Annotated in this window: 28 protein-coding genes; 14 read left to right on the plus strand and 14 right to left on the minus strand. The window is 71.1% G+C overall.

Features of this window, described 5'->3' with window-relative positions; translation table 11 throughout:
- Positions 1–41 precede the first annotated feature (41 nt).
- Complete coding sequence (locus ACIA3K_RS08415; protein WP_396799905.1) at positions 42–809, minus strand: phosphoglyceromutase; 768 nt, start codon at positions 807–809, stop codon at positions 42–44.
- 154 nt (positions 810–963) lie between these two features.
- Between ACIA3K_RS08415 and ACIA3K_RS08420 the strand changes: the two genes are divergently transcribed.
- Positions 964–2,241, plus strand: coding sequence for an MDR family MFS transporter (locus ACIA3K_RS08420; RefSeq protein ID WP_396799906.1), 1,278 nt, complete (start codon positions 964–966; stop codon positions 2,239–2,241).
- A 77-nt stretch (positions 2,242–2,318) separates the two neighbouring features.
- Positions 2,319–3,590 (plus strand): MDR family MFS transporter, encoded by a 1,272-nt coding sequence (locus ACIA3K_RS08425; RefSeq protein ID WP_396799908.1) that lies wholly within the window; start codon positions 2,319–2,321, stop codon positions 3,588–3,590.
- A 373-nt stretch (positions 3,591–3,963) separates the two neighbouring features.
- Here the strand turns inward: ACIA3K_RS08425 and ACIA3K_RS08430 are convergent, their stop codons facing one another.
- The 3 genes from ACIA3K_RS08430 to mshA all read right to left on the minus strand — a co-directional run bounded on the left by ACIA3K_RS08430 (position 3,964) and on the right by mshA (position 7,156).
- Complete coding sequence (locus ACIA3K_RS08430; protein ID WP_396800296.1) at positions 3,964–4,866, minus strand: hypothetical protein; 903 nt, start codon at positions 4,864–4,866, stop codon at positions 3,964–3,966.
- Between the two features lie 360 nt (positions 4,867–5,226).
- The gene (locus ACIA3K_RS08435) at positions 5,227–5,736 is read right to left on the minus strand and encodes a YbjN domain-containing protein (protein WP_396799909.1); all 510 of its coding nucleotides are present in this window, start codon (positions 5,734–5,736) and stop codon (positions 5,227–5,229) included.
- A 55-nt stretch (positions 5,737–5,791) separates the two neighbouring features.
- Positions 5,792–7,156 carry a D-inositol-3-phosphate glycosyltransferase gene (mshA, locus tag ACIA3K_RS08440; RefSeq protein ID WP_396799911.1) on the minus strand — a complete coding sequence of 455 codons (1,365 nt, stop codon included), beginning with the start codon at positions 7,154–7,156 and terminating at the stop codon, positions 5,792–5,794.
- Between the two features lie 204 nt (positions 7,157–7,360).
- Here mshA and ACIA3K_RS08445 point away from each other — a divergent pair, with 204 nt between their 5' ends.
- Positions 7,361–8,125 (plus strand): SDR family oxidoreductase, encoded by a 765-nt coding sequence (locus ACIA3K_RS08445; protein WP_396799912.1) that lies wholly within the window; start codon positions 7,361–7,363, stop codon positions 8,123–8,125.
- Between the two features lie 16 nt (positions 8,126–8,141).
- On the plus strand, positions 8,142–8,936 hold the full coding sequence (locus tag ACIA3K_RS08450) for a class I SAM-dependent methyltransferase (RefSeq protein ID WP_396799913.1): 795 nt from the start codon (positions 8,142–8,144) through the stop codon (positions 8,934–8,936).
- Positions 8,937–9,062: 126 nt separating this feature from the next.
- Here the strand turns inward: ACIA3K_RS08450 and ACIA3K_RS08455 are convergent, their stop codons facing one another.
- Positions 9,063–10,145: a UDP-N-acetylmuramate dehydrogenase gene (locus ACIA3K_RS08455; RefSeq protein WP_396799915.1), complete on the minus strand. Its 1,083-nt coding sequence runs from the start codon at positions 10,143–10,145 to the stop codon at positions 9,063–9,065.
- 69 nt (positions 10,146–10,214) lie between these two features.
- On the opposite strand from ACIA3K_RS08455, the gene ACIA3K_RS08460 reads away from it, so the two are divergent.
- The 6 genes from ACIA3K_RS08460 (at position 10,215) to ACIA3K_RS08485 (ending at position 16,739) form a co-directional block, all read left to right on the plus strand.
- Entirely contained in the window at positions 10,215–10,973 is a 759-nt protein-coding gene (locus ACIA3K_RS08460; protein ID WP_396799916.1) for a maleylpyruvate isomerase family mycothiol-dependent enzyme, read from the plus strand.
- 180 nt (positions 10,974–11,153) lie between these two features.
- On the plus strand, positions 11,154–12,461 hold the full coding sequence (locus ACIA3K_RS08465; RefSeq protein ID WP_396799918.1) for an ABC transporter substrate-binding protein: 1,308 nt from the start codon (positions 11,154–11,156) through the stop codon (positions 12,459–12,461).
- A 70-nt stretch (positions 12,462–12,531) separates the two neighbouring features.
- Positions 12,532–13,506 (plus strand): carbohydrate ABC transporter permease, encoded by a 975-nt coding sequence (locus ACIA3K_RS08470; RefSeq protein ID WP_396799919.1) that lies wholly within the window; start codon positions 12,532–12,534, stop codon positions 13,504–13,506.
- Complete coding sequence (locus tag ACIA3K_RS08475) at positions 13,503–14,336, plus strand: carbohydrate ABC transporter permease (protein WP_355050844.1); 834 nt, start codon at positions 13,503–13,505, stop codon at positions 14,334–14,336. Before ACIA3K_RS08470 ends, ACIA3K_RS08475 begins: the two co-directional genes overlap by 4 nt.
- Positions 14,333–15,712 (plus strand): GH1 family beta-glucosidase, encoded by a 1,380-nt coding sequence (locus ACIA3K_RS08480; RefSeq protein ID WP_396799920.1) that lies wholly within the window; start codon positions 14,333–14,335, stop codon positions 15,710–15,712. Before ACIA3K_RS08475 ends, ACIA3K_RS08480 begins: the two co-directional genes overlap by 4 nt.
- 19 nt (positions 15,713–15,731) lie before the next feature.
- Positions 15,732–16,739, plus strand: a complete 1,008-nt coding sequence (locus ACIA3K_RS08485; RefSeq protein ID WP_396799921.1) for a LacI family DNA-binding transcriptional regulator — start codon at positions 15,732–15,734, stop codon at positions 16,737–16,739.
- 102 nt (positions 16,740–16,841) lie between these two features.
- Here the strand turns inward: ACIA3K_RS08485 and ACIA3K_RS08490 are convergent, their stop codons facing one another.
- On the minus strand, positions 16,842–17,261 hold the full coding sequence (locus ACIA3K_RS08490) for a hypothetical protein (RefSeq protein ID WP_396799922.1): 420 nt from the start codon (positions 17,259–17,261) through the stop codon (positions 16,842–16,844).
- 76 nt (positions 17,262–17,337) lie between these two features.
- Between ACIA3K_RS08490 and ACIA3K_RS08495 the strand changes: the two genes are divergently transcribed.
- On the plus strand, positions 17,338–17,751 hold the full coding sequence (locus tag ACIA3K_RS08495) for a RidA family protein (RefSeq protein WP_355050847.1): 414 nt from the start codon (positions 17,338–17,340) through the stop codon (positions 17,749–17,751).
- A gap of 1 nt (position 17,752) precedes the next feature.
- Complete coding sequence (locus ACIA3K_RS08500; RefSeq protein WP_396799923.1) at positions 17,753–18,649, plus strand: GNAT family N-acetyltransferase; 897 nt, start codon at positions 17,753–17,755, stop codon at positions 18,647–18,649.
- Here ACIA3K_RS08500 and ACIA3K_RS08505 read toward each other — a convergent pair whose 3' ends face one another.
- Positions 18,650–18,916, minus strand: a complete 267-nt coding sequence (locus ACIA3K_RS08505) for a flavin reductase (RefSeq protein WP_396799925.1) — start codon at positions 18,914–18,916, stop codon at positions 18,650–18,652.
- Complete coding sequence (locus tag ACIA3K_RS08510; RefSeq protein WP_396799926.1) at positions 18,913–19,167, minus strand: hypothetical protein; 255 nt, start codon at positions 19,165–19,167, stop codon at positions 18,913–18,915. The genes ACIA3K_RS08505 and ACIA3K_RS08510 overlap by 4 nt, the downstream gene beginning before the upstream one ends.
- Positions 19,168–19,402: 235 nt before the next feature.
- Between ACIA3K_RS08510 and ACIA3K_RS08515 the strand changes: the two genes are divergently transcribed.
- The gene (locus tag ACIA3K_RS08515) at positions 19,403–20,098 is read left to right on the plus strand and encodes an XRE family transcriptional regulator (protein WP_396799928.1); all 696 of its coding nucleotides are present in this window, start codon (positions 19,403–19,405) and stop codon (positions 20,096–20,098) included.
- A gap of 200 nt (positions 20,099–20,298) precedes the next feature.
- Here the strand turns inward: ACIA3K_RS08515 and ACIA3K_RS08520 are convergent, their stop codons facing one another.
- The gene (locus tag ACIA3K_RS08520; RefSeq protein WP_396799930.1) at positions 20,299–20,814 is read right to left on the minus strand and encodes an O-acetyl-ADP-ribose deacetylase; all 516 of its coding nucleotides are present in this window, start codon (positions 20,812–20,814) and stop codon (positions 20,299–20,301) included.
- A gap of 1 nt (position 20,815) precedes the next feature.
- Entirely contained in the window at positions 20,816–21,607 is a 792-nt protein-coding gene (locus ACIA3K_RS08525) for an EI24 domain-containing protein (RefSeq protein WP_396799931.1), read from the minus strand.
- A 68-nt stretch (positions 21,608–21,675) separates the two neighbouring features.
- On the opposite strand from ACIA3K_RS08525, the gene ACIA3K_RS08530 reads away from it, so the two are divergent.
- Positions 21,676–22,680 carry a helix-turn-helix transcriptional regulator gene (locus tag ACIA3K_RS08530; protein ID WP_396799933.1) on the plus strand — a complete coding sequence of 335 codons (1,005 nt, stop codon included), beginning with the start codon at positions 21,676–21,678 and terminating at the stop codon, positions 22,678–22,680.
- Here the strand turns inward: ACIA3K_RS08530 and ACIA3K_RS08535 are convergent.
- The 4 genes from ACIA3K_RS08535 to ACIA3K_RS08550 are packed head-to-tail and all read right to left on the minus strand — an operon-like array spanning position 22,664 to position 25,578.
- Positions 22,664–23,578, minus strand: coding sequence for an SDR family oxidoreductase (locus tag ACIA3K_RS08535; protein ID WP_396799934.1), 915 nt, complete (start codon positions 23,576–23,578; stop codon positions 22,664–22,666). The two genes, ACIA3K_RS08530 and ACIA3K_RS08535, sit on opposite strands and share 17 nt — an antisense overlap.
- Positions 23,579–23,624: 46 nt before the next feature.
- The gene (locus ACIA3K_RS08540) at positions 23,625–24,362 is read right to left on the minus strand and encodes an alanyl-tRNA editing protein (protein ID WP_151488505.1); all 738 of its coding nucleotides are present in this window, start codon (positions 24,360–24,362) and stop codon (positions 23,625–23,627) included.
- Between the two features lie 11 nt (positions 24,363–24,373).
- Positions 24,374–25,261, minus strand: coding sequence for an alpha/beta fold hydrolase (locus ACIA3K_RS08545; protein ID WP_396799936.1), 888 nt, complete (start codon positions 25,259–25,261; stop codon positions 24,374–24,376).
- The gene (locus ACIA3K_RS08550) at positions 25,258–25,578 is read right to left on the minus strand and encodes a DUF2516 family protein (protein WP_355050857.1); all 321 of its coding nucleotides are present in this window, start codon (positions 25,576–25,578) and stop codon (positions 25,258–25,260) included. The genes ACIA3K_RS08545 and ACIA3K_RS08550 overlap by 4 nt, the downstream gene beginning before the upstream one ends.
- Positions 25,579–25,607 lie beyond the last annotated feature (29 nt).

Here is a 25,607-nt window from a genome sequence, read left to right on the forward strand (position 1 = left end):
AAGGGGCCCCCGCCAGCGCGGGGGCCCCTTCCTCGTGACGTTCAGCGGCCCTGGTTGGCGACCGCGGCGGCGGCTTCCTTCGCTGCCGTCGGGTCGAGGTAGGTGCCGCCCAGGGTGAGCGGGCGCAGCTGCGGGTCGAGGTCGTAGCGCAGCGGGATGCCGGTCGGGATGTTGAGCTTGGCGATCGCCTCGTCGGAGATCTGGTCGAGGTGCTTCACGAGGGCGCGCAGCGAGTTGCCGTGCGCGGCCACCAGCACCGTACGGCCGGCCAGGATGTCGGGCACGATCGAGTCGTACCAGTACGGAAGCATCCGCTCGACGACGTCCTTGAGGCACTCCGTACGCGGCATCAGCTCGGTCGGCAGCAGCGCGTACCGCGGATCGCCCACCTGCGACCACTCGTCGTCGTCCGCGATGGGCGGCGGCGGGGTGTCGTACGACCGGCGCCAGAGCATGAACTGCTCCTCGCCGTACTCGTCAAGGGTCTGCTTCTTGTTCTTGCCCTGTAGGGCGCCGTAGTGGCGCTCGTTGAGCCGCCAGGACCGGCGTACGGCGATCCAGTGCCGGTCGGCGGCGTTGAGCGCCAGCTCGGCGGTGCGGATCGCCCGGCGCAGCACGCTGGTGTGGACGACGTCCGGCAGCAGGCTGTGCTCGCGCAGCAGCTCGCCGCCCCGCCGTGCCTCGCCCTCGCCCTTCTCGGTCAGGTCGACGTCCACCCAGCCGGTGAAGAGGTTCTTGGCGTTCCAGTCACTCTCGCCGTGCCGCAGCAGGACCAGCGTCCCGACGGTGGGCCCCTCGCTCGCAGTCATGCGGATCATCCTGCCTCAACCCGGTTGCGGACACGCGGGCACCCGTCGTGACGACCGCCACGTGAAAAAGCGGGTGACCTGCGATTCCGGCCGGCACTAGGGTTCGTAAGGCACGGCAGTCAGATCGGTCATTACTTGTAAGCGGGGGCACCACGTGCGGACGATGCGGAGCTGGTTCAGCGACACCACCGGGGGCCTACCCAGAACCTTCTGGTACCTGTGGTCCGGCACCCTGATCAACCGGCTCGGCTCGTTCGTCCTCGTGTTCCTCGCCATCTACCTGACCCAGGAACGTGGCTTCTCGCCGTCTCAGGCTGGCCTGGTGCTTGGTCTCTGGGGCGTCGGCGGCGCGGTCGGCACCACCGCCGGCGGGGCCCTCGCGGACCGGTGGGGCCGCCGGCCGACGCTGCTCACCGCGCATCTCGGCGCGGCGACCATGATGCTCGCCCTGGGGCTGGCCCGGGACCTCTGGGCGGTCGCGCTGGGCGCCCTGCTGCTCGGCATGTTCGCCGAGGCCGCTCGCCCGGCGTTCGGGGCCATGATGATCGACGTGGTGCCGGCGAGGGACCGGCTGCGCGCCTTCTCGCTCAACTACTGGGCCATCAACCTCGGCTTCGCCTGCGCCGCCATCCTCGCCGGCCTCGCCGCGCAGGCCGACTACCTGCTGCTGTTCGTGGTCGACGCGGGCACGATGCTGATCACCGCGCTGATCATCTTCGTCCGGGTGCCGGAAACCCGCCACGGCGGATTTCCCGTCGCGGCGACCACGGCCCCGCGCGGCGCCCTGCGCACGATCCTCACCGACCGGGTCTTTCTCGGCTTCGTGACGCTGAACCTGTTCGCCGCGCTGGTGTTCCTCCAGCACATCTCGATGCTGCCGATCGCCATGGGCGACTCCGGCCTGAGCCCGGCCACGTACGGCTCGGTGATCGCCCTCAACGGCCTCCTCATCGTCGTCGGCCAACTCTTCGTGCCCCGTTTGATCCGGGGGCGCAACCGCTCGCAGGTGCTCGCTGTCGCCGCCGTGGTGATGGGCGTCGGGTTCGGGCTGACCGCGTTCGCGGGCAGCGCCTGGTTCTACGGGCTGACCGTGTTGATCTGGACGGTCGGCGAGATGCTGAACTCGCCGTCGAACTCCACGCTGATCGCCGAGCTCTCCCCGGCCGAACTGCGCGGTCGGTACCAGGGCGTGTTCGGCCTCTCCTGGCAGATCGCCGGTGCGAGCGCGCCGATCCTGGGCGGTCTGGTGCGTGAGCACGTCGGCAACGCGGCGCTCTGGCTCGGCTGCGCCGCGATCGGCGTGCTGACGGCGGTGGCCCACCTGGCGTCCGGCCCCGCCCGGGAGCGGCGGGCCGTCGCGCTGCGGCATGCCGCCGAGGTCGCGGCGCCGGTGGGCACCCGCTCGCCGCAGCCCGCCGAGGCCACGGCCTGAGTCCGGTACGACCACCGTGCGCAGGCCCGACTACCGTTCAGGAGAACGGTTAACAAACTGAACTGTCGGGAGGTCGCATGCACGCCCTGCGACGCTGGTGGCAGGACACCGCAGGCGGGCTCCCCGGCGCATTCTGGTACCTCTGGGCGGGCCTGCTGATCAACCGCGCGGGCGCGTTCGCCATGCTCTTCCTGTCGCTCTACCTCACCGACTCCCGGGGCGCCAGCGCGGCGGTGGCCGGCGTCGTCGTCGGGGCGTACGGGGCCGGTGGGGCGGTCGGCGTGCTGTTCGGTGGCGTGCTGGCCGACCGGTGGGGTCGCCGGTCGACCCTGCTCGCCGCCCACCTGGCCACCGCCACCCTGATGGTGGCGCTGGCCTTCAGCCGTCCGCTGCCGCTGATCGCGGCGTTCGCCGCGCTGGTCGGCGTCGCGCACTCCATGCCCGGCCCGGCGCTCGTGGCGGCGATCGTCGACGTGGTGCCCGCGGAACGGCGCTCGCGCGCGTTCAACCTGGAGTTCTGGGCGTTGAACCTCGGGATGGCGGTCGCCTCGCTGCTCGCCGGGCTGGTGGCCGAGGCGAGCTTCACCGCGCTGTTCCTGGTCGACGCGGGCGCCACATTGACCGCCGCCGCCGTCATCGGCTGGAAGGTTCCGGAGACCCTGCGGCGGGCCGCTCCTGTCGCGCCGACCAGCCAACGGAGCCTCGCCCGGCCCCGCCGGCCGGGACTGCTCACCGTACTCAGCGACCGGATCTTCCTGGTCTTCGTCGGGCTCACCTTCGTGCTGGCCGTCCTCACCCTGCAGACCTCGACGATCATGCCGCTGGCGATGCGCGCGGACGGCCTCGGCCCATCGGCGTACGGCGTGGTCGTGGCGCTCGGCGGCGCGCTGATCGTGGTGGGGCAGCTGTTCGTGCCCCGGCTGATCGACGGACGCCGCAAGGCCGTCGTCCTGGCCGCCTCCACCGCCCTGCTGGCGGTCGGCTTCGGAGTGCTCGCGGTCGCCGACCACCTGGCCGTCTACCTGGGCGCGGCGGTGGTCTGGACGGTCGGCTCGATGCTCGCCGCCCCGCCCAACGCGCAGATCAACGCGGATCTCGCGCCGCCGGACCTGCGCGCGCGGTACCAGTCGGTGTTCTACCTGACGTTCCCCGCTGCGGCCTTCGTCGCACCCGTGCTGGGCGGGGTGAGCCTGCAGTACCTCGGCGACCGGCACTGGCTGATCGTGGGCGGGCTGGGTGTCCTGGCCGCCGTCGGCCACCTGCTGGCCGGGCCGCCCCGCGAGCGGCACGTCGACGCGCTGCGCCGGGCCGCCGACCGGGAGCCGGCAGACCGGGTCCCGACAAGCTGACCGTACGACGGCAAAGCGCCCACCATGGCCCGAAGGTCATTGGTGGGCGCTCGCCGGTGTGGGGCCGGCGGCGGCGGGCAACACTCACCCCCGTAAGCATCGCCCGCTCGCGCCGCCGGTCCAAACAGGTGGGCACCGTCCCCCAACGGTTGATCCACCCGTCCCCTCGCACCTCGCCTGGTGCACGGATCTGATCGATCCGCCGCTCCCCCGAACGTTTCCAAGCGTGGCGCGGCCCAATAAAGCTAGTTCGGCCGGATTCTGGATTCAACCCGAATGGGCTGTCTCGCCGGTCACAACTGACGAGTATCCCCAGCTCTGGCCTCGGTCTCTGGCAACAGCCGCGTACCCGTCGAGCATTCCCGCAAACACCTCACCCGTCCTCACGATCGGGTGACTCGGTTCGGAAGAAGTTGCTCTGCCGACCGTCGCGCATCTGCTCCTGGTAGATCAGATTGAGCCGGCGCAGATCGAATGTGTGGAACCACTCATCCCAGGTGATCTCACGAATCCGGCTGCTTTCCCGGTATCCGGGAATGTTGAAGGTCAGAACTCCTGCCCGACCCTCCCGTTCGGTACCCGCGATGGTCGCCGGCTTCGCGCCCCGCGCTCGCGCCCAGCGCTGGATCACCTCGTGATTCGCGGTGATCAGACTCCGACCCGGCCGCTCCGGCCGATCGGCGATCGACGCGATCACCTGCGAGCTGCGGACCGACCGTCCGCTGCCCCGCCCGGTCCGGATCCCACCGGCGGCCGTACCCGTCGACCGGCTCGCCGTGGCCCGCTTCGCGGGAGCCGCGCTCTTCACCGTGGCCCGCTTCGCGGGGGCCGCGCGCTTGGCGGCCGGTCGGGCCGGCGCCTTCTTCGCGGGCGCCTTGCGAGCCGGCGCGGTACGAGCGGTCGCGGAGGTCCTGCGGGCCGCCGTCGACTTCGCCGCCGTCGTCTTCTTCGCGGTGGCCGACTTACGGGCCGCCGTCGACGTCCGCGCGGTCGTCGTCTTCTTCGCAGCCGCCGTCTTCCGCGCCGGGGTGGCCCTCTTCGCGGCGGACGTCTTCTTCGCGGCGGCTCGCTTCGCCGGGGCGCTCTTGTTCGCGGGCGCGGCCTTCGCGCGACTCGGCACCGCCCGCGCCGCCGACTTCTTCGTCGCGGCGGCCCGACCCGCCGACGCCCTGCTGCCGGACGCCCGGCCGGCCGGCCCGGTGCTGCGCCGACCCGCGCCACCGGCATCCGAACGCAACGAGCGCACCAACTGTTTCACCAGGTCGGGCTTGCGCATCGCGGAGATACCGGAAACCCCGCGCTTGCGCAGTTGCCCACGGATGTCGTCCACCCGCATCTGGGAGATCGCCGACTCCGAGACTCCCGGCGTACCCGGAGTCTGGTTGCCGGCCTGACGTTTGGTCCGGGTCGCAGTCCCGCCGCGACCTGAGCTGTTCCGCTGAGCCATGGGACGCTCCGCTCCTCGACACTCCGTCCTCGGCGCGCGGGGGTCCCTCTGCCGCACCGCGCGCCGCGGCATACCCCGCAGGAGAGAACCCAACCGCGCCGATCTTGCACTTTCGGTGGTCGTTATGAGCGGCTAGGCCCCTTGTGTCGCCACCGAAAGTGCAAGATCGCGGAGAATCGGGGGGTGGGGTCAGGGCTGGGCGGGGTTGGAGGGCTCGAAGAGGTGGGCGAAGGCGGCCAGGTTCGCGGTCGACTCGCCGCGCTTGACGCGCCACTCGTACTCGCGCCGGATCGAACTGCCGAAGCCGATCTCCAGCATCGTGTCGAAGGACTCGTCGGAGTAGGTGAGCACCGAGCCGAGCAGCCGATCGAGTTCGTCGGCGTCCACGCCGGCCGGGTTGACCCGGCCGGTCAGGTAGACGTCGCCGGCCGCGTCGATGGAGAAGGAGACGCCGTACATCCGGGCGTTGCGCTGCAACAGCCACGCCCACAGCTCCTCGCGGCGCTCGTCGGGCTGGCGCATCACGAACGCCTCGATCCGTAGCGCGTGCTCGCCGACGATCAGGTTGCAGACCGTCTTGAGCTTGTGGGTGCCCGGCAGGGTCACCGCGTACGAGCCGGGACCGGTCGACTCCCAGGCCAGGTCACGGTCGGCGCAGACCGACTCGATGAGGGTCTCAAGGTCGCTTTTCGGGCTCACCGGGCCCACTCTACGACCGACCCGGCGCACGCACGCGGGTGGCGAGCGCCGGTGGTCACCAGGAGCAGGAGAGCGCCGGGTCGCAGGCCAGGTCGGCGGCGAGCCGGGCCCGGCGGGCGGCGATCGCCTCGCCGTACACGTCGAGCAGACCCGACACCGTACGGTCCCAGGAGAAGTGCCGCGCGTGCTGCGCGGCGCCCCGGGACAGGGTGTCCCGCAGGGCGCTGTCCGGCAGCAGGCGACTCAGCGCGCGAGCCCAGCCCACCGGGTCGTGCCCGTCGATCAGCACCCCGCTGATGTGGTCCCGCACGGCGGTCACCAGGCCCCCGACGGCAGCGGCCAGCACCGGCGTACCGCAGGCCTGGGCCTCCAGGGCGACGAGCCCGAAGGATTCGTTGTGCGACGGCACCGCGACCAGATCGGCGGCCCGGTACAGGGCCGGCAGGTCGTCGCCGGTGCGCGGCGGCAGGAAGACGACCCGGTCGGTGACCCCGAGCGTGGCGGCCAGCTCGATCAGGGCGGTCGGCCGGTCCAGGCCGCTGCCGCTGGGCCCGCCGCAGATCACCACGGTCACCTCGTCGGCCAGGGCGGGGTCACGCTCGCGCAACGCGGCGACGGCACGGATCAGTACGTCCGGCGCCTTGAGTGGTTGGATCCGACCGACGAAGGCCACCACGTACCCGTCGACCGGCAGCCCCAGCCGGCGACGGGCGGCACGGGCGGCCAGGTGGCGGTCGCCCGGCGCGGGGCGGAACCGGTCCAGGTCGACGCCCGGCTGCACGACCGTGACGTGGGCGGGGTCGGCGTCGTACCGGTCGACCAGGTCGCGGGCCTCCACGCGGGTGTTGGCGACCAGTTGGTCCGCCTCGGCGACCACCTGCTCCTCGCCGATCACCCGGGCCTTCGGTTCCGGCCGGTCGTCGGCCGCGAGCTGGGCGTTCTTGACCTTCGCGAGGGTGTGCGCGGTGTGCACGAGCGGCACGCCCCAGCGTTCCTTGGCCAGCCAGCCGACCTGGCCGGAGAGCCAGTAGTGGGAGTGGATGAGGTCGTAGTGCCCGGGCGGGCGGGACGCCTCGGCCCGCAGCACCCCGGCGGTGAAGGCGCAGAGCTGGCCCGGCAGCTCCTCCTTGGTCAGCCCTTCGAGCGGGCCGGACATGATGTGCCGAACCTGCACGCCGGGGGCCATCTCGACCACCGGGGGAAGGTCACCCGAGGTGGCCCGGGTGAAGATCTCCACCTCGACATCGGCCTCGGCGAGCCGCCGGGCGACTTCCAGGATGTACACGTTCATCCCCCCGGCATCGCCCGTTCCGGGCTGGTGCAGGGGGGATGTGTGGACGGAGAGGGTGGCGATGCGGCGGGGCCGGGGCCACGGTCGGGCACCTCGCTGACGACCGACACCGGTGTGCAGTTCCGCCACGTCCGCTCCTTCTGTCACGGTTAATGCCGTCACGCACGACCGGCGCTTCTCGGTCAACCTGTACGCCGGATGTCATCTTCCCCATCGGGCAACGGAAATGCGTCGGCGCGGCCGCCCGGCGTGACGGACCTCATCACCGACACCCTCCGACACAGCCCGACGCCCGGTCGGGATCGGCGTTGCGGCGCGGGTGACAATGACCAGATGACCTCTGTCGCCATCGTCACCGGAGCGTCCAGCGGGATCGGCGCGGCCACTGCCCGTCGGCTCGCCGCCGAGGGCTTCCACGTACTCGCCGCCGCCCGCCGCGCCGACCGTCTCGCCGATCTCGTCGCCGAGATCACCGCCGCCGGCGGACAGGCAACCGCGGTGACCTGCGACGTCACCTCGGACCAGTCGGTGGCCGGGCTCGCCGAGGCCGCCGCGCAGGCGCCCGGGCCGGTCACCCTGCTGGTCAACAACGCCGGCGGCGCACGCGGCCTGGACCCGGTGGAGTCCGGCTCGCTCGACGACTGGCAGTGGATGTACGACGTGAACGTCCTCGGCACGCTGCGGGTGACCCAGGCGCTGCTGCCGGCGCTGGAGGCGTCCGGCTCGGGGACCATCGTGGTGGTCTCCTCCACGGCCGGGCTGACCGTGTACGAGGGTGGCGGCGGCTACACGGCGGCGAAGCACGCGCAGACGGCCATCGCCGGCACGCTCCGGCTGGAGCTGTGCGGCCGGCCGCTGCGGGTCATCGAGATCGATCCGGGGATGGTGCAGACCGAGGAGTTCGGGCTGGTCCGCTTCGGCGGGGACGCCCAGCGGGCCGCCGCCGTCTACGCCGGGGTGCCCGGGCCGCTGGTCGCCGAGGACGTGGCCGACTGCATCGCGTGGTGCGCCACCCGCCCCGAGCACGTGAACGTCGACCGGCTGGTGGTCCGGCCTCGGGCGCAGGCCGCACAGCACAAGGTGCACCGGGTCTCCTGACCCCGGGACCGGACGCATGAGCGGGGCTCCACGACGCCGGCCCCTCGGGGTGGTCACCCGGGGCACCACCAACCCGAACCGGCTCCGCCGGGTGGACAACTGGATCGTGGCGACCTGCGCCGACCGGCTGCGGGACGCGGCCGATCCGCTGGTGGTGGACCTCGGCTACGGCGCGACGCCGGTCACCGCCGTGGAGCTGCGGGCCCGGCTGGCGGCGGGGGTCCGTCGGGACGTACGCCTGGTCGGGCTGGAGATCGACCCGGCGCGGGTGGCCGCCGCGACGCCGGCCGCCGACCCGCCGGGCCTGACCTTCGCCCGGGGTGGCTTCGAGCTGGCCGGGCTCCGGCCGGTGCTGGTCCGCGCGTTCAACGTCCTGCGACAGTACGACGAGAGCGACGTGCACGACGCCTGGCGCACGATGACCGCCGCGCTCGCCCCGGGTGGGGTGCTCGTCGAGGGCACCTGTGACGAGCTGGGCCGTCTGGCGAGCTGGCTGCTCCTCGACGCGGACGGCCCTCGGACGTTGACCCTGGCCGCGAAGCTCACCACGCTGGGCAGCCCCGCCGAGCTGGCCGAGCGGCTACCCAAGGCGCTGATCCACCGCAACGTTCCGGGCGAGGCGATCCACGACCTGATCGGGGCGTTCGAGGACGCCTGGCGGGCGGCGGCCCCCTACGCCACGTTCGGCCCCCGCCAACGCTGGGTGCGCGCGGTGACCCAGCTCAAAGCTGAGGGCTGGCCCGTCCTGTCCACCCCGCACCGTTGGCGTCAGGGCGAGCTGACCCTCCCCTGGCCCTGCGTCGCGCCCTGACCCCGGCTCCACCCCCGCGATCTTGCACTTTCGGTTGACGATTTGCACATTCACGCGGCTTTTGTCACCACAGAAACTGCAAGATCGCCGGGAGCAGGGGCGCGGGCGGGGCGGGGCGGGGCGGGGTTAGAGGGTGCAGTTTACGAGGACTGGTTCGGGGTGGAGGGTCACGCCGAGGCGGGCGTGGACCTTGTCGCGGATGGTGTTGGCCAGCGTCAGCAGGTCGCCGGTGCTGGCGGTGCCGCTGCGGTTGGTCAGGGCGAGGGTGTGCTTGCTGGAGATGGCGACGCCGCCGGGGCCGGGGTGGCCCTTGGTGAAGCCCGCCTTGTCGATCAGCCAGGCCGCGCTCACCTTGACCAGACCGTCCGCCCCGGGCCAGGAGGGCGGGTCGCCCAGATCGGCGGAGCGTTCCAGGAGTTGTTCGTACGTCGACTGGTCGAGGACCGGGTTGGTGAAGAAGGAGCCGACCGAGCGGGTGTCCGGGTCGGTGGCGTCGAGCACCATGCCCTTGCCGGCGCGCAGTCGCAGCACCGCCGCCCGGGCCTCGGCCAGCGGCACCTGGTCGCCCACCTCGACGCCGAGCGCCCGGGCCAGTTCGGCGTAGCGCACCGGGCCGGACAGCGGCGAGCGGGCGAGCCGGAAGTCGACCGAGAGGACGATCCAGCGGTCCTGGTACTTGAAGATGCTGCCCCGGTAGGCGAACCCGCAGTCGGCGGCGGGGATGCTCTGACGGGTGCCGTCGAGGCGGTCGTACACCTCGACGCCGGTGATCGTCTCGGCGACCTCCTGGCCGTACGCGCCGACGTTCTGGATCGGGGTGGCACCGGTCGAGCCGGGGATGCCGGACAGGCACTCCAGGCCGGCCCAACCGTTACGGACCGTGGCGGCGACCAGGTCGTCCCACGGCTCGCCGGCCTCGACACGGACGGTGACGAATTCGGCGTCCTCGGCGAGTACCCGCAGGCCGCCCGAGCGCACCAGCACGACCGTCCCGGGGAAGCCCTCGTCGCCGATCACCACGTTGCTGCCGCCGGCCAGGACGAGGATCGGCTCGTCCGTGGCCTGGACCGCCTGGATGATCTCGTCGGCGCTGGTCGCGGCCACGATCCGCCCGGCGGGCCCGCCCATCCGTAGCGTGGTGTAGCCGGCCAGTGCACCCGGAATGGCACGATCGGCTTCGGTTGTCGGCTGGGCGTAGGCGTCTGACACGTCTTTCACCTTAGGCTGATGGGCAGCCGTGGCACCTACTGGTGGCCCGGCACCCCCGGGAGGATGGCGATGAGCAGAGTGCAGGGCAGCAAGGATTTCTGGATTGGGGCACTCCGGGCCGAGGGTCCGGCGTTCGCCGCGGCGGTTGCCGAGGCGCCGCCGGAGACACCCGTGCTGTCCTGTCCCGGCTGGACGGTCAATGATCTCACTCTGCACGTCGCGGGCATCTACCACTGGGTTTATTCGTTTGCCGGGTCGGGCAGCACCGAGACGCCGCCCCGCCGGGACGCGTCCGCAGTGCCGTCCGGCGTGAGCGCCCTCCAGCTCTGGCAGCAGGGGTACGACCAGTTGATGACCCTGTTCGACGGGCTCGACCCGGAGGCGCCGGCGTGGAACTGGGCCCCGCAGCCGAAGAAGGCCGGTTTCTGGCCCCGCCGGATGGCGCACGAGACGGCGGTGCACCGCTGGGACGCCCAGCTCGCCATCGCGGCCGGTGAGCCGGTCGAGGCGAAGCTGGCCGCCGACGGGGTGAGCGAGGTGCTGGACACCTGGTTGCCGGCCGGTCGGCGGCAGGTGAAGGGCGACTGGCGCGGGGTGGTCCAGCTCGCGGCGACCGACGCGGATCAGGAGTGGTATCTGCGGCTGCGCGGCGAGGGGGTGGCGCTGCTCGACACGGCGACCATCTTCGACCACGACGACCACCACGCCCGCGCCCAGGTCAGCGGCACCGCGAGCGACCTGCTGCTGGCGCTCTGGGGCCGGGTCAGCTTCGAGACGCTCGACGTCACGGGCGACCGCGCGCTGCTGGAGGGTCTGCGTACCGGCTGATCTCGTGCGACACCACGTCACGAGGGCGTCACCCCGACCGGGTGACGCCCTCGACGCATAGGCGGGGACAGATTCCGGAGAGCGCTCTCTTGACAGCGTGCGAGAGACCCACCACCCTGGCGTGAGAGCGCTCTCTTGGCCTTCTACCACCACCTCATCACCCTGAGAGAGGTCCATACGATGGCTGTCCTTCCGCGCCGCCGCCTCGCCGCGGTTGCCCTCGCCGCAACAGCCGCCCTGCTCGTCACCGCCGGCTGCGGCGGCGGTGACGACGCCGAGGCGGACGGGCCGATCACGCTGACCGTCGACGTCTTCGGCCAGTTCGGCTACGACCAGCTCTACCAGGAGTACATGGCCGCGCACCCCGACGTGAAGATCGTCGAACGGGGCACCGGCAGCAACCTCGACGAGTACTCGCCGAAGCTGACCCAGTGGCTCGCCGCCGGCCGGGGCGCCGGCGACATCGTGGCCATCGAGGAGGGTCTGCTCGTCGAGTACAAGGCGAATCCGAACAACTTCGTCAACCTGCTCGACCACGGTGCCGCCGACCTCAAGGGCAACTTCCTCGAGTGGAAGTGGAACGCCGGCCTGACCGCCGACGGCAAGCAGCTCATCGGCCTCGGCACCGACGTCGGCGGCATCGCCATGTGCTACCGCAAGGACCTCTTCGAAAAGGCCGGCCTGCCCACCGAGCGGGACGAAGTGTCGAAGCTCTGGCCCACCTGGCAGGACTACATCGCCACCGGAGAGAAGTTCGTCGCGGCCAAGACCGGGGCGTCCTTCCTCGACGCGGCCACCAACACCTTCAACACGATCCTGTTGCAGACCGCCGGCAACAGCACCGGCTACAGCTACTACGACACCAGCGAGAAGCTGGTCGTCGACAGCAACCCGGCCGTACGGCAGGCCTGGGACACCACCATGGACATCATCGACTCGGGCCTCTCCGGCAAGTACGGCTCGTGGTCCGAGGAGTGGGTGTCCGCCTTCAAGCAGACGAAGTTCGCCACCATCGCCTGCCCCGCGTGGATGACCGGGGTCATCGAGGGCAACGCCGGCCCGGCCGCCAAGGGCAAGTGGGACATCGCCCGGGTGCCCGGCAACGGTGGCAACTGGGGTGGGTCGCACCTCGCCGTACCGAAGCAGAGCAAGCACCAGGCCGAGGCCATCGAGCTGGCCAAGTTCCTGACCAGCGCCAAGGGCCAGATCGGCGCGTTCAAGGCCAAGGGGCCGCTGCCGTCGTCGCCGCAGGCGCTCGACGACCCGGCGATCGCCCAGTCGAGCAACGCGTACTTCTCCGACGCGCCCGTCGGGTCCATCTTCGGCACCGGCGCGAAGAGCCTGAAGCCGGTCTACATGGGCCCCAAGAACCAGGCCGTGCGTACCGAGGTGGAGAACGCGGTACGCACCGTGGAGCTGGGCCAGCGCAGCCCCGCGCAGGGCTGGACGGACGCGGTGACCAACGCCAAGAAGGCCGCCGCCAAGTAGCCCGAGCCAGCGTGCGGGCGGGCGCCGGACCCCGGTTCCCGCCCGCACGACGGAAAGGAGTTTTCCGGGCATGACCGTCCAGCTCGACGCCCGTCCACCGGTCGCACCGGCGGCCGGACCCCACCGCCGATCGTCGGTTCTTCTCAGCCGCCTCGACACCCGCTACTCGCCATACCTCTACATCGCCCCGTTCTTCCTGCTCTTCGCGGTGTTCGGGGTCTACCCGCTGGCGTACACCTTCTGGGTCTCGCTGCACGACTGGGACCTGCTCGGCACCGACCATCCGTTCGTGGGCGCGGAGAACTACACCCGGCTGCTCGCCGACGTGGACTTCTGGCACGCGTTGGTCAACACGCTGGGCATCTTCGTCATCTCGACCGTGCCGCAGTTGCTCGCCGCGCTCTGGTTGGCCAACCTGCTGAACCGGGGCCTGCGGGGGCGTACGGGTTGGCGGATGGCGGTGCTCGTCCCCAACGTGACCTCCACGGCCGCCGTGGCGATCGTGTTCGGCGTGCTCTTCGGCCGCGAGTTCGGCATGGTCAACTGGCTGCTCGACCTCATCGGGCTGGACGCGATCGAGTGGAAGTCCAACCGGATCGCCTCCTGGGTCGCGATCTCCGCGATGGTCGACTGGCGGTGGACCGGCTACAACGCGCTGATCCTCCTGGCCGCGATGCAGGCCATCCCCCGGGACCTCTACGAGGCGGCGGCGATCGACGGCGCGAGCCGGGCCCGACAGTTCTGGTCGGTCACCGTGCCGCTGCTCAAACCGACGATCATCTTCTGCACCATCATCGCCACCATCGGCGGCCTCCAACTCTTCACCGAGCCCCGGATGTTCCACTCCGGCACCAACCCGATCCGCGGCGGACCGCTGCGCGAGTCGCAGACCCTGACCATGTACATGTTCGAGAACGCCTTCGCGCCGCACTACAACTTCGGCTACGGCTCGGCGGTGGCGTGGCTGCTCTTCGCGCTCATCGCGGTCGTCGCGGCCGTCAACGTGCTGGTCCTGCGCCGCCTCGGCGGGAAGGAAACCCGATGAGTCGGCTCTGGCGGGCCAGCCCGCTCACCTACTTCGCCCTGGTCGGCGCGGCCGTCCTGTCGATCTTTCCGATCTGGTGGATGTTCGTCGTCGCCAGCCGTACCAGCGACGCCATGGGCCAACTGCCGCCCCCGATCACGCCGGGCAACAACCTGGGCGCGAACATCGCCCGGCTGTTCGACAACACCGACGCGTACTTCCTGACCGGCCTGATCAACTCGGTGATCGTGGCGACCACGGTCACCGTCTCGGTGGTGTTCTTCTCCAGCCTGGCCGGGTTCGCCTTCGCGAAGCTGCGCTTCCGGGGCCGCAACGCGCTGCTGCTGGTGATCATCGCGACCATGATGGTGCCGACGCAGCTCGGGGTGATCCCGCTCTACCTGCTCATGACGAAGTTGCAGTGGAACGACCGGCTGCCCGCGGTGATCGTCCCCGTGCTGGTCACCGGGTTCGGGGTGTTCATGATGCGGCAGTACGCCGGCCAGGCCATCAGCGACGAGCTGATCGAGGCCGCCCGGATGGACGGCTGCGGCACCGCGCGCATCTGGTGGCACGTCGTGCTTCCGGCGCTGCGCCCGGCCGCCGCCGTGCTCGGTCTGCTCACGTTCATGACCACCTGGAACGACTTCCTGTGGCCGTACGCTGTGTTGAACGACCCGGCCAATCCGACCGTTCAGCTCTCCCTGCGAGCGCTGTCCGACGGGTACTACCAGGACATGTCACAGGTGTTCACCGGCACGGCCATCGCGACGCTGCCCCTGTTGCTGGTCTTCGTGCTGTTCGGTCGCCAGATCATCGGCGGGATCATGGAAGGTGCGGTCAAGGCGTGAACGAGATCCGATTTCCCGAACACTTCCTCTGGGGAGCGGCCACCGCCGCGTACCAGATCGAGGGCGCGGCCCGCGACGACGGTCGCGGTCCGTCCATCTGGGACACCTTCTGTCGTACGCCCGGAAAGGTCTACCAGGGCCACACCGGCGACGTCGCCTGCGACCACTACCACCGGTACGCCGACGACGTGGCGCTGATGGCCGAGCTGGGCCTGGCGGCGTACCGGTTCTCGGTCGCCTGGCCCCGGATCCAGCCCGACGGCAGTGGCCCGGTCAACCCGCGCGGGCTCGACTTCTACGACCGCCTCACCGACACGCTGCTCGCCCGGGGCATCGACCCGATCGTCACCCTCTACCACTGGGACCTGCCGCAGAGCCTCGAGGACCGCGGCGGCTGGACCAACCGGGAGACCGCCGAGCACTTCGCCACGTACGCCACCGCCGTGCACGCCCGCCTCGGCGACCGGATCGACACCTGGACCACCCTCAACGAGCCGTGGTGTTCGGCCTACCTCGGGTACGGCAACGGGGTGCACGCCCCGGGTGCGCGGGACGGGGCGGCCGCCTTCACCGCCGTACACCATCTGCTGTTGGCGCACGGCCTGGCCGCGCGGGCGCTGCGCGCGGCCGGCGCGCGCAGCGTCGGCATCACCATCAACCCGGCGGATGTACGACCGGCCGACCCGCAGAGCGCGGCCGACGCCGCCGCCGTCCGGCTGGTCGACGGCCTGCACAACCGGATCTTCCTGGACCCGCTGCTGGCCGGCGGCTACCCCGACGACGTACGCGAGCACGTGGCGCGCATCGTCGAGCCGACGTTCGTCCACGACGGCGACGAGAAGCTGATCGCCGCCCCGATCGACCTGCTCGGGCTCAACTACTACGCGCCCACCTACGTCGCGGGACGACCCGACGGCGACGGTAACGGCGCGTACCCGGGCACCGAGGGCGCGGTGCACTTCCTGCCGCCGAGCGGGCCCCTCACCGACATGGGCTGGATGATCGAGCCGGCCGGGCTGACGAGGCTGCTGGAACGCATCGCCGCCGACTACCCGGGCGTGCCGCTGCTGATCACCGAGAACGGCGCGGCGTTCGGAGACAAGGCGGGCGCCGAGTCGTCCGAAGGGCGGGGGCAGGTGATCGACAACGACCGGATCGCCTACCTCGACGGGCACCTGCGGGCCGCCCACGAGGCGATCTCCCGGGGCGTTGATCTGCGCGGCTATCTCGTATGGTCATTGTTGGACAACTTCGAGTGGGCGGAGGGTTACCGCAAGCGGTTCGGGATCGTGCACGTCGACTACCTGACCCAGCGGCGCACACCGAAGGCCAGCGCCCGGTGGTACCAGGAGGTGATCTCCCGGAACGGGCTGTGACGAGCGGGGGACAGTCACGATGACGACGGCGCACCGGCCGACGTTGGAGGCGGTGGCGGCACGGGCCGGGGTGTCCAGGGCCACCGTGTCCCGGGTGGTCAACGGCTCCACCACCGTCGCCGAGCCGATCCGGGAGGCCGTCAAGCGGGCGGTCGCCGAGCTGGGGTACGTGCCCAACCTCGCCGCCCGCAGCCTCGTCACCCAGCGCACCGACTCGATCGCCCTGGTCATGCCGGAGGCGGCCACCCGGGTCTTCTCCGACGACCAGGTCTTTCCCGGCATCATCCGGGGCGTCAGTCAGGAGTTGGAGGCCGCCGACAAGCAGTTGGTGCTGATGCTGGCCGGCTCACCGGCCGGGCACCAGCGGGTCGAGCGGTACACGACCGGCCGCCACGTCGACGGGGTGCTCTTCGCCTCACTGCACGGCGCCGACCCGCTGCCCGGCACGCTGGCCCGCCTCGGCATCCCGGTGGTGGTCAGCGGCCGGCCGCTCGGCGACGTACCCGTGCCGTACGTGGACGTCGACCACGTCGGCGGCGTCACCGCCGCCGTCCGGCACATGATCGACAGCGGTCGGCGGCGGATCGCCACCATCGCCGGCCCACCGGACATGGTCGCCGGCATCGAGCGGCTGAACGGCTACCGGGAGGCGGTCGCCGCCGCCGGGCTCCCCGAGCTGGTCGCCGTCGGCGACTTCACCCGGGAGTCCGGCGCGGCGGCGATGCACCAGCTCCTCGACGACCATCCCGACCTGGACGGGGTGTTCGCCGCCTCCGACCTGATGGCACACGCCGCCCTGCGAACGCTGCGTGCGGCCGGCCGGCGGGTGCCGGAGGACGTGGCGGTGGTCGGCTTCGACGACATCGAGACCGCCGCGTACACCGAACCGCCGCTGACCACCGTCCGCCAGCCGATCGTCGAACTCGGCCGACGCATGACCCGGCAACTGCTCCGACTGGCGGCCGGCGAAGCGATCGAACCGGCGATCATGCTCGAGACCGAGTTGATCATCCGCGCGTCGGCGTGACCCGCCACGCTGTCAAGATCCGCTGTCAAGATCCGCGCAACTTCAAGGAAATTGCGGCCTTACGACGCCGGGAGGCCACTACTTCCCTGAAGTTGTGACCTGTCACAACTCCTCCTCGAAGTCCGCCGCTACGACCACCTCTGCGCCGACCGCCCGCAGATCGGCGACCAGCCGTCTCACCGCGTCGAGCATCGTCTGGTCGTCGACCCCCGCGTCCCGGTACACCTCGACGGTGACGGGCCAGGTCAGGAACGCGGGCGTTCGGGCGATCAGAGCCGCATCCCACTCCCGGGGAATCGACTTGTTCTTCCGAACATCGGCCCAGACCCCGTCCGTCACCCGCAACGACCGGTCGACCCGCCGATAGCCCCGAGAGCCCGTCAATCGCGCCTCGGCCTCCCCGGCCGGCCCGACACCGTCCACGAAGAGCCGGCAGTCGTCGTACGCCTCGGTCACACCCGGTTCCACCACGCCACCTTCCAGCCGGCCGACGCCGCTCCACTCGATCTCGCCGCGCTGCACCCTACCGATCCCGGGCACGGGGCAGGTGTCGATTAATCCGTCGCCGCGGCGGGCGATCGTCGTTAGCCTCGCCGGCATGCCGGATCCTGTCGCGCTGCTGCACGTACCCGCCCTCTCCGACGTCGCCGAGTACGCGTACGCGGCGACCGTCGAACCGCCCGCCCGGCTGGTGTTCACGGCCGGCGCGTGCCCGCTCGACGCCGAGGGCCGTACCGTCGCGCCGGGCGACCACGCCGCGCAGGCCCGGCAGGTGATGACGAACCTGGAGACCGCCCTCGGCGCGGCCGGCGCGCGGCTCACCGACGTCGTCAAGACCACCGTGTACGTGGCATCGTCGCGGCAGGCCGACCTGGTGACCGTCTGGGAGGTGGTCCGGGACTTCTTCGGCGACCACGATCCGCCCAGCACCCTGCTCGGTGTGGCCGTGCTCGGCTACACCGACCAGCTCGTCGAGGTCGAGGCCGTCGCCGCCGTACGGACGGGGGCCTGACATGCGCATCCGCGAAGCCCGGCCGGACGACGCCGCAGCCGTGGTGGCGCTACGGGCGATCGTCCACCCTTACCTGGTGCGCGGGGTCGAGTCGACCCGCAAGATGATCGCCGAACCACCGCCGGTCGACGGCTGGATCCCGCTCGTGGCCGAGGTCGACGGCCAGGTGGTCGGATGGACGTCCGCCGAGCCCAACACCTCGACCTCGGTGCAGGGCTTCGGCGACGTCAGCATGCTGCACGTGCATCCCGACCACCGCCGCCGGGGCATCGGGACGGAGCTGCTGACCGCCGCCACCGACCACCTCCGCCCTCTCGGGGTGCGCCGCGTCCGCACCATGGCCACGGCGGACTCGCTGCCGTTCGCACGCCACCACGGGTTCGAACCCAGCCGCGAGGTGCGCTACTCCGCGCTGGACCTGACCCCACCGCCCGCGCTGCCCGAGCTGCCTCCGGGCGTACGGCTGCGTCCGATCGCCGAGATGGACCCGCACCTGCTCTACGAGGCCGACGTCGCCTCGGCCGTCGACGAACCCGGTGACGTACCCGTCGACGCGATGACCTTCGAGAGCTGGCGGTACGACGTCTGGGACAACATCGGACTGGACAAGGCGGCCAGCACCGCAGCCGAAGTCGACGGCGAGGTGGCCGCGTTCAGCCTGGTCAAGCGGGACGGTGAGCGGATGTGGTCGGACTACACCTGCTCCGTCCCGGCGTACCGGGGACGCGGGCTCGCGCGGCTCGCCAAGACGGCGGCGCTGCACCGGGCCGCGGAGGCCGGCGTACGGATCGCGTACACCTCGAACGACGAGTCGAACGCACCGATGCTGGCGATCAACGCCCGACTCGGCTACCGCCCGGTGGCGTCACAGTGGACCTGCCTGGCCGACCTGACCTGATCAGTCACCGTGGGTGTCGCCGCGCGGGCGCGTCCACTCCAGGAACCGCGCCACGTACGCCGCCGGGTCTGGTCGCAGGCCCAGCCGCAGCGCGTCGGCGAACGCCTCCCGCGCGAGCGTCGTCAACATGAGCAGCATTCCGACCCGGTCGCCACGCCAGCGGGTCAGCAGCGACAGCCTCGCGGCCGAACACGGCCAGTGGGCGCCGCAGCGGGTACAGCGCCAGTGCGGCAGACCGGCGTGATGCGGGCGCGGTCGCGGACTCATCCGGCGCACGTGGGCAGGCGGGTGTTCAGTAGCTGCACGCCCTCGCGCCGCACGTAGAGCTCACGCCGGGCGACCGCGTCACCGCGCGCGCCCAGCTCGTACGCGTCGAGCCACACCCACCCGTCGTACGTGTTCCACTGCAACTCGCGGATGACCCGCACGGTGATCGGGCGCAGGAACTGCACGCTCGCGGTGGCGGACAGTCGTAGCAGGTTGCCGGCCCGGAATGTCGGTCCTGGTGGTGCGGGCATGTCTCCTCCTCGGCTCGCTGGGAGGGGCCGCCCCCGAGTGCTCGCCCACCGGACGGCCCCTGGCTGACACCGCCGCCGGGCTACACCTCCACGAGCAGTGCCGCCCTCCCGCCACGGTTCCAGCGTGTATCGGACGCCTGCACCGTCCGTATGCGACCATCGAGGGACGTCTAGGAAAGGTCCCTCTGCGATGACGCGAAACGACGTCCTCGGGATCGCTCTGAGGTCGGCGGGCATGACCGTTGCCGACCTCGCCACTAAGTGCGATGTGGACGCGAAGACCGTTGAGCGATGGATCAGCAGAGGTCGCATACCTCATCCGCGCTCCCGGATGCGCGCCGCTGGGGTGCTGGGTCAGGATGTAGAGGTGTTATGGCCAGAAGTCGCCCGTCGCGCGATCAAAATCGGTGCAGATCGCGAACTCGTCGGCATGTACGCACGCCGTTCCGACCTGCCGCGTTCGCTCTTTCGTGAGTTGATCGACAAGGCGGACGGACGGTTGTGGTTCGGCGGGTACACGAGCTACTTCGTGTGGCTTGAGGTGCCCAATGCCCCTGCCACGCTCGGTGCGAAGGCGCAGAACGGCGGCGACGTGCGTTTCCTGCTCGGTGACCCTGATAGTGAGATCACCACGGCACGAGAAGGCATCGAGGCGACTCCGCTCACGCTCGCGACCCGCATAGCCATGACCCAGGCCGAGATCGCGAAGTCTCCGGAACCCCTTGCCGTCCGACTGTCAGACCGGCACGTTGCCATGTCCGTCTGGGTCTTCGACGACGACGCGATCGTGGCTACTCACATCGGTGCAGGGTTAGGGCAGGATTCGGTGACCATGCACCTCCGACGCCGCGACGTGGGTGGCCCGTTCGATCGCTACGTGGAGCATTTCGAGTCCCTGTGGAATGACGCCGCCCCGACTGGCCCGTGGTGATCACTTGACGCTGGCCAGTCCGATCAGTGTCACCGAAACGACGAGATCTTGGACAATTTCCGTTAGCGCAGAACGGAAATTGTCCAAGATCTGCGGCCAAGCCGCCGAGGGCCGCCCGGACCGGCCGTGATCACTTGATGGTGACCAGTTGCCGGAAGCAATTTCGGACTGGTCAGCATCAAGTGATCATGGGAAGAGGCTCACGCCGCCTCGAAGACCTCACGGGCCGTTGCGTGGGTGTCCGCGCCGAAGAGCACCAGGCGGGCCTCCGTGACCTTCACCGGCGTGGCCGAGCGGAGCACCGTGAGCGCCTGGCGGACCGCGTCGTCGACCGGCCAGCCGTAGATGCCGGCCGAGATCAAGGGATACGCCACCGTGGACGCGCCCAGCTCGTCGGCCACCCGCAGGCTGTTGGCGTAGCAGTCGCGCAGCAGCCCCGACCGGTCCTCGGCGGCCGAGAAGACCGGGCCGACCGTGTGGATGACCCAGCGGGCCGGCAGGTTTCCGGCGGTGGTCGCCACCGCCTGCCCGGTGCGGAGCCCTTTGCCGTACTTGGACGCGCGCAGCGCCCGGCAGTCGGCCAGGATGGCCGGGCCGCCGCGTCGGTGGATCGCGCCGTCCACTCCACCGCCGCCGAGCAGGGACGAGTTCGCGGCGTTCACGATGGCGTCGACCCGCTGGTCGGTGATGTCGCCCTGGATCAGGGTGATCTCCACGTCAGTTCTCCTCGATCGACTGGCCCAACGACCGGCGGGCCAGCAGGGTCGCGCCGGCGACGGCGGCCGGCATGACCAGCACCGCGCCGAGGGGGATGAGGAAGCACAGGAAGACCGCGACTCCGAAGCCGAGCGCGGTGGGCCGGTCCGCCTTGAGGATCGTCCGGCGCTGCGGCAGCCGCATGCCACGCCGGTAGAACGGCGCTCCGACCAGCTCGACGGCGAGGAACCAGCCACCCACGGCCGCCCCGATCACCGGCACCACCGTCTGGCCCACCACCGGGATGAACCCGGCGATGAAGAGCGGGATGCCGACGAGCGCGGTGAGGGCCACCAGGCGTACGGAGTCGGCGGTGCTGCGGCGCAGCGACGACCAGAACGGCACGTCCACGGCGTCCGAGGTGCCGCCGAGCCGCTCCTCCACCTTCTCGGAGATCTTCTCGTAGAACGGGTCACCGATGACCAGGGTGACCGCCGTGAAGCTGATCACCGCGAGCAGACCGCCGATCCCCAGGAAGGCCAGGCCGGCGATCACCCGGACCAGGCTGCGGCCGGTGCTCGACCAGTCGTCGGCGAACGGGGTGACCAGGGCGGCGAGGTCGTCCACGAAGTAGACGAGGGTGGCGTACGCGGCCACGAAGAGCACGCCGGAGATCAGCGCCGGCACGATTCCGAGCAGCATGAGCTTCGGGCTGCGCACGTAGAGGCCCAGCCCGCGCAGGAGCAGCCGCACCCCGAGGAGGAAGCGTCCGACGGCCCCGGTGACCGGTTTGGCGATTCTGCTGGCGTCCACGATCGAGCAGCCTAACGACCGGTGATCGAATCCGCCGGACGGCGAGCGGCACGAGGCAGGATGGGCGGGTGCGCGCCTCCCGGCTGATCTCGTTGCTGCTGCTGTTGCAGGCGCGCGGTTCCATGACGGCTGGCGAGCTGGCACACGAGCTGGAGGTCTCCGAGCGGACCGTCTACCGGGACGTGTTGGCGCTGTCCGCCGCCGGTGTGCCGGTGTACGCGGACCGGGGCCGGGCCGGCGGGTACCGGCTGCTCGGTGGCTACCGGACCCGGCTGACCGGGCTGAACCGCGACGAGGCGGAGGCGCTGTTCCTGGCCGGTCTGCCGGGCCCCGCCGGCGACATGGGTCTGGCCGACGCGGTCGCCGCCGCCGAGTTGAAGGTGCTCGCCGCACTGCCACCGGCCCTGCGCGACGCTCCCGTACGCACGGGTCAGCGGTTCCACCTGGACGTGCCGGGGTGGTTCCGACAGGCGCCGCCACCGCCCTGGCTCACCGAGCTGGCGCGGGCGGTCTGGGGCGATCGGGTGGTACGGCTGCGCTACCGGCGGGGCGGCGACGAGGTGACCCGGCACCTTCAGCCGTACGGGCTCGTGCTCAAGAACGCGACCTGGTATCTGGTCGGTCGGGTCGGCGACGACATGCGCACCTACCGGGTGGACCGGGTGACCGGCGTCGAGGTGGACGACGAGCGGTTCGCGCGCAACGAGGGCTTCGACCTGGCCGGGCACTGGCGCGAGCAGGCCGGGTCGTTCCTGCGGACCATACTGCGGGCCGAGGTCACGGTCCGGCTGAGCCCCGCCGGCCTGCGCCGGCTCCGGCACGTGGTCGACGCTCCCGAGGTGTACGACGAGGTCGTCACCACCATCAGCGAACCGGACGGGCAGGGCTGGGTGGTGGCGCGACTGCCGGTGGAGACGGTCGACGTCGCGTACGCCCAACTGCTGGCGCTGGGCCCGGAGGTGGAGGCGCTCGACCCGCCGGAGCTGCGCGGACGCATGGCGGACGCGGCACGCCGGGCCGCCGCGCGCTACGACGGCCCGGCGGTGGCGGACGGCGTCAGCGGTACCCGGTGACGTCGGCCGGCTTACCCGCCTCGACCACCTCGACGATGTACCGGATGGCCTCCGGTTGGCTGCCGTCGACGTCGGTGAAGCCGTACACCTTGGACAGCGTGCCGGCGTCGACGGACCGGCCATTCCAGCGGGCCTTGTCCTCGTCGGCGGCGAGCGCGGCCACCGCGCGGCCCACGAAGGCGGGCGTCTCGGAGATGAGGAAGTGCGGGTCGGTGGCGGCACCGTCGCGCCAGGTCTCCTCGGTGACCCCGAAGTGCTCCAGCATCGCCTCCGAGCGCAGCCATCCGGGAGTGAGCGCGACGGCCGTGCCGCCGTGCGGTTTCAGCTCGTGCGCCTGACTGAAGGCGAGCCGGTTGACCGAGGTCTTGGCCAGGTCGTAGAAGACCGAGAGGCGGTAGTTCTCGTCGTTGTACGCCTTCGTGCCGTCCCCGATCTCGACGACCAGACCACCGGGCTTACGGATCAGCAACGGCAGAGCGAAGTGGCTGGTGATGATGTGCGTGTCGACGGCCAGCCGCAGGGTGCGGAACCCCTTGTCGAGAGGCTGCTCCCAGACCGGCTTGTCCCAGGTGACGAGCGGGTCGCCGCCCCAGATGTCGTTGACCAGCACGTCGAGGCCGCCCTGCTCGGTGTCGATCCGGGCGACCAGGTCGCGGACCTGATCCGGCACCAGATGGTCGACCTGCACCGCGATGCCGGTGCCGCCGGCCGCGGTGACCAGTTCGGCGGTCTCCTCGATGGTCTCCGGCCGGTCCATCTCCGAACGGCCGGCACGGCTGCTGCGACCGGTGGCGTACACGGTGGCGCCGGCCGCGCCCAACTGGACCGCGATCTGTCGCCCGGCGCCCCGCGTGGCACCGGCGACGAGCGCGACCTTTCCTGCGAGCGGTGGTGTCATGCCTGCGAGGCTGCCAGCGATACCTGACAACCGACGTCCGAATTCGTCAATCCACCAGCCGGACGCGGACCCGCCGGTTGGCCCGGCCCTTGCTCTCCACCTTGACCACCTGCACCTTGCCGATCTGGGCGGTGGACGCGACGTGGGTGCCGCCGTCCGCCTGGACGTCCAGCCCGACGATGTCGACGATCCGCACCTCCTGCTCATCCGGCGGGATGAGGTTGGACTGGGTGCGGATGATGTCCGGCAGGGCCAACGCCTCGGTACGCGGCAGCACCCGGGTGGCGACCGAACGGTCGGCGGCGACCTCGGCGTTGACCAACTCCTCGATGCGGCTCTTGAAGTCCGGCGGCACCTCGGGAAGGTTGAAGTCCATCCGAGCCTCGCCCGGCTCCATCGAGTTGCCGGTCACCAGCGCGCCGAAGTCGCGGAACACCACGCCACAGAGCACGTGCAACCCCGAATGGGTACGCATCAGACGGGTGCGGCGCTCGTCCTCCACCGCGCCGACGACCTCGGTGCCGACCGGCGGCAACGGGTCACCCTCGGCGGGGATCAGGTACGGGTCGTCGCCCTTGCGCGTGCCGACGATCCGGGTCTGCACGCCCTGCCAGAGCAGCACGCCGTGATCCGGCGGCTGCCCGCCGCCACCCGGATAGAACGCCGAGCGGTCGAGCACGATGCCCTGCTCCGGATCGGCGTGCAGGACCGTGCAGGTCCACTCGCGCAGGGTCGGGTCCGCGAGATCCAGCCGGTGCGTCCGGCCGTGCTGTGTGACGCCCATGACAGGGCACGTTACTCGTTGAGGAAGCCGGAGACGCGCCCCCGCAGGTCGGCGCGTTCCGACCAGAGGAACCCGGGGCGGTCGTACACGTGCAGGGTGGCCCGGGGCAGCGCGGCGGCGAGTTGCTCGGCGACCTCGACCGGGTGCAGGTCGTCGCCCGCGCACCCGATCACCAGGGCCGGCGCGGTGACCGCCGACAGCACACCGGCGTCGTCCAGCGGCACCTGCCCCGCCAGGGTGGCCAGGCCCTCGTCCAGGCCGTCGCGGAGCAACTGGTCCAGCCGCTGCCGCAGGTACGCCCAGCCGGCCGGCGTGTTGCGGACCGCCGCCGGCAGCTCCAGCGAGACGACGTCCGCGACGGCCCCCGCGTCACCGCTGGCCACGGCATCCACCAGGGCGCCGACGCGGTCCCAGGCGGCCGGACCACGCGGCTGGTCGAGCGCCGCCGGCAGGAAGAACACCAGCTTCTCGAAGCGCTCCGGACTCTCGGCGAGCAGGCGGCAGAGCGCCCCCGCGCCGAGGCTCGCCCCGAACGCCCGGCTGGCGCCGCCGAGATCCGCGATCGCCCGCAGGTCCCGGGCGAGGTCGAGGTAGGTCCACGAGCCGGGCGGCGCTTCCGAGCGACCGTGCCCCCGGAACTGGAAGAACAGCCGTCGACCGGCCACCCCACTGCCGAACGGCCGCGTGGTGGCGATCCCGTTGCCCAGCCCGTGCGCGAAGACGGTGACCGGGTCACCGACGCCGGTGACCAGGCGTTCCAACTGCACGCCGTGCGGCGTGTCGACGAGCTCCGTCTCCGGATCGGGGATCGCGGGACGGCCGGTGCGCGGCCCACCCGGGCCCGGACCGAAGGTGCGGGGGCCGCTGTCCGGTGGCGGAGGCCAGCGGAAACCTCTCACCAGAACCCTTTGCCGTTGCCGTCACTCAGGTCGCGGAGACCGACCCGCACGTCGAGCAGGTAGATGAGCGCGGCGGCGATGCCGATCAGTCCGAAGAGGCTGATCGGACCACGGCTGAGCAGGATCAGGACGAGGCAGACCGCGAGGATCGCGATCCAGCCGCCCTTGGGCAGCGTCCCGATGGCGGCGAAGGCGTCGGACCGTTGCGTGATGGCATGCACCAGCGCGACACCCTGAATGATCAACGCGAAGACGAGCAGGATCAGCTCGATCACGTAACGGACTTCGAATGCGAAGATCGGCGCGGCGGTGGCCATGCCGGCAAGTTTATGTCGACGACCCCGAC

Origin of the sequence: Micromonospora sp. NPDC051543, from assembly GCF_044454415.1 — a bacterium.
In the GTDB taxonomy this organism is placed as follows: Bacteria; Actinomycetota; Actinomycetes; order Mycobacteriales; family Micromonosporaceae; genus Micromonospora.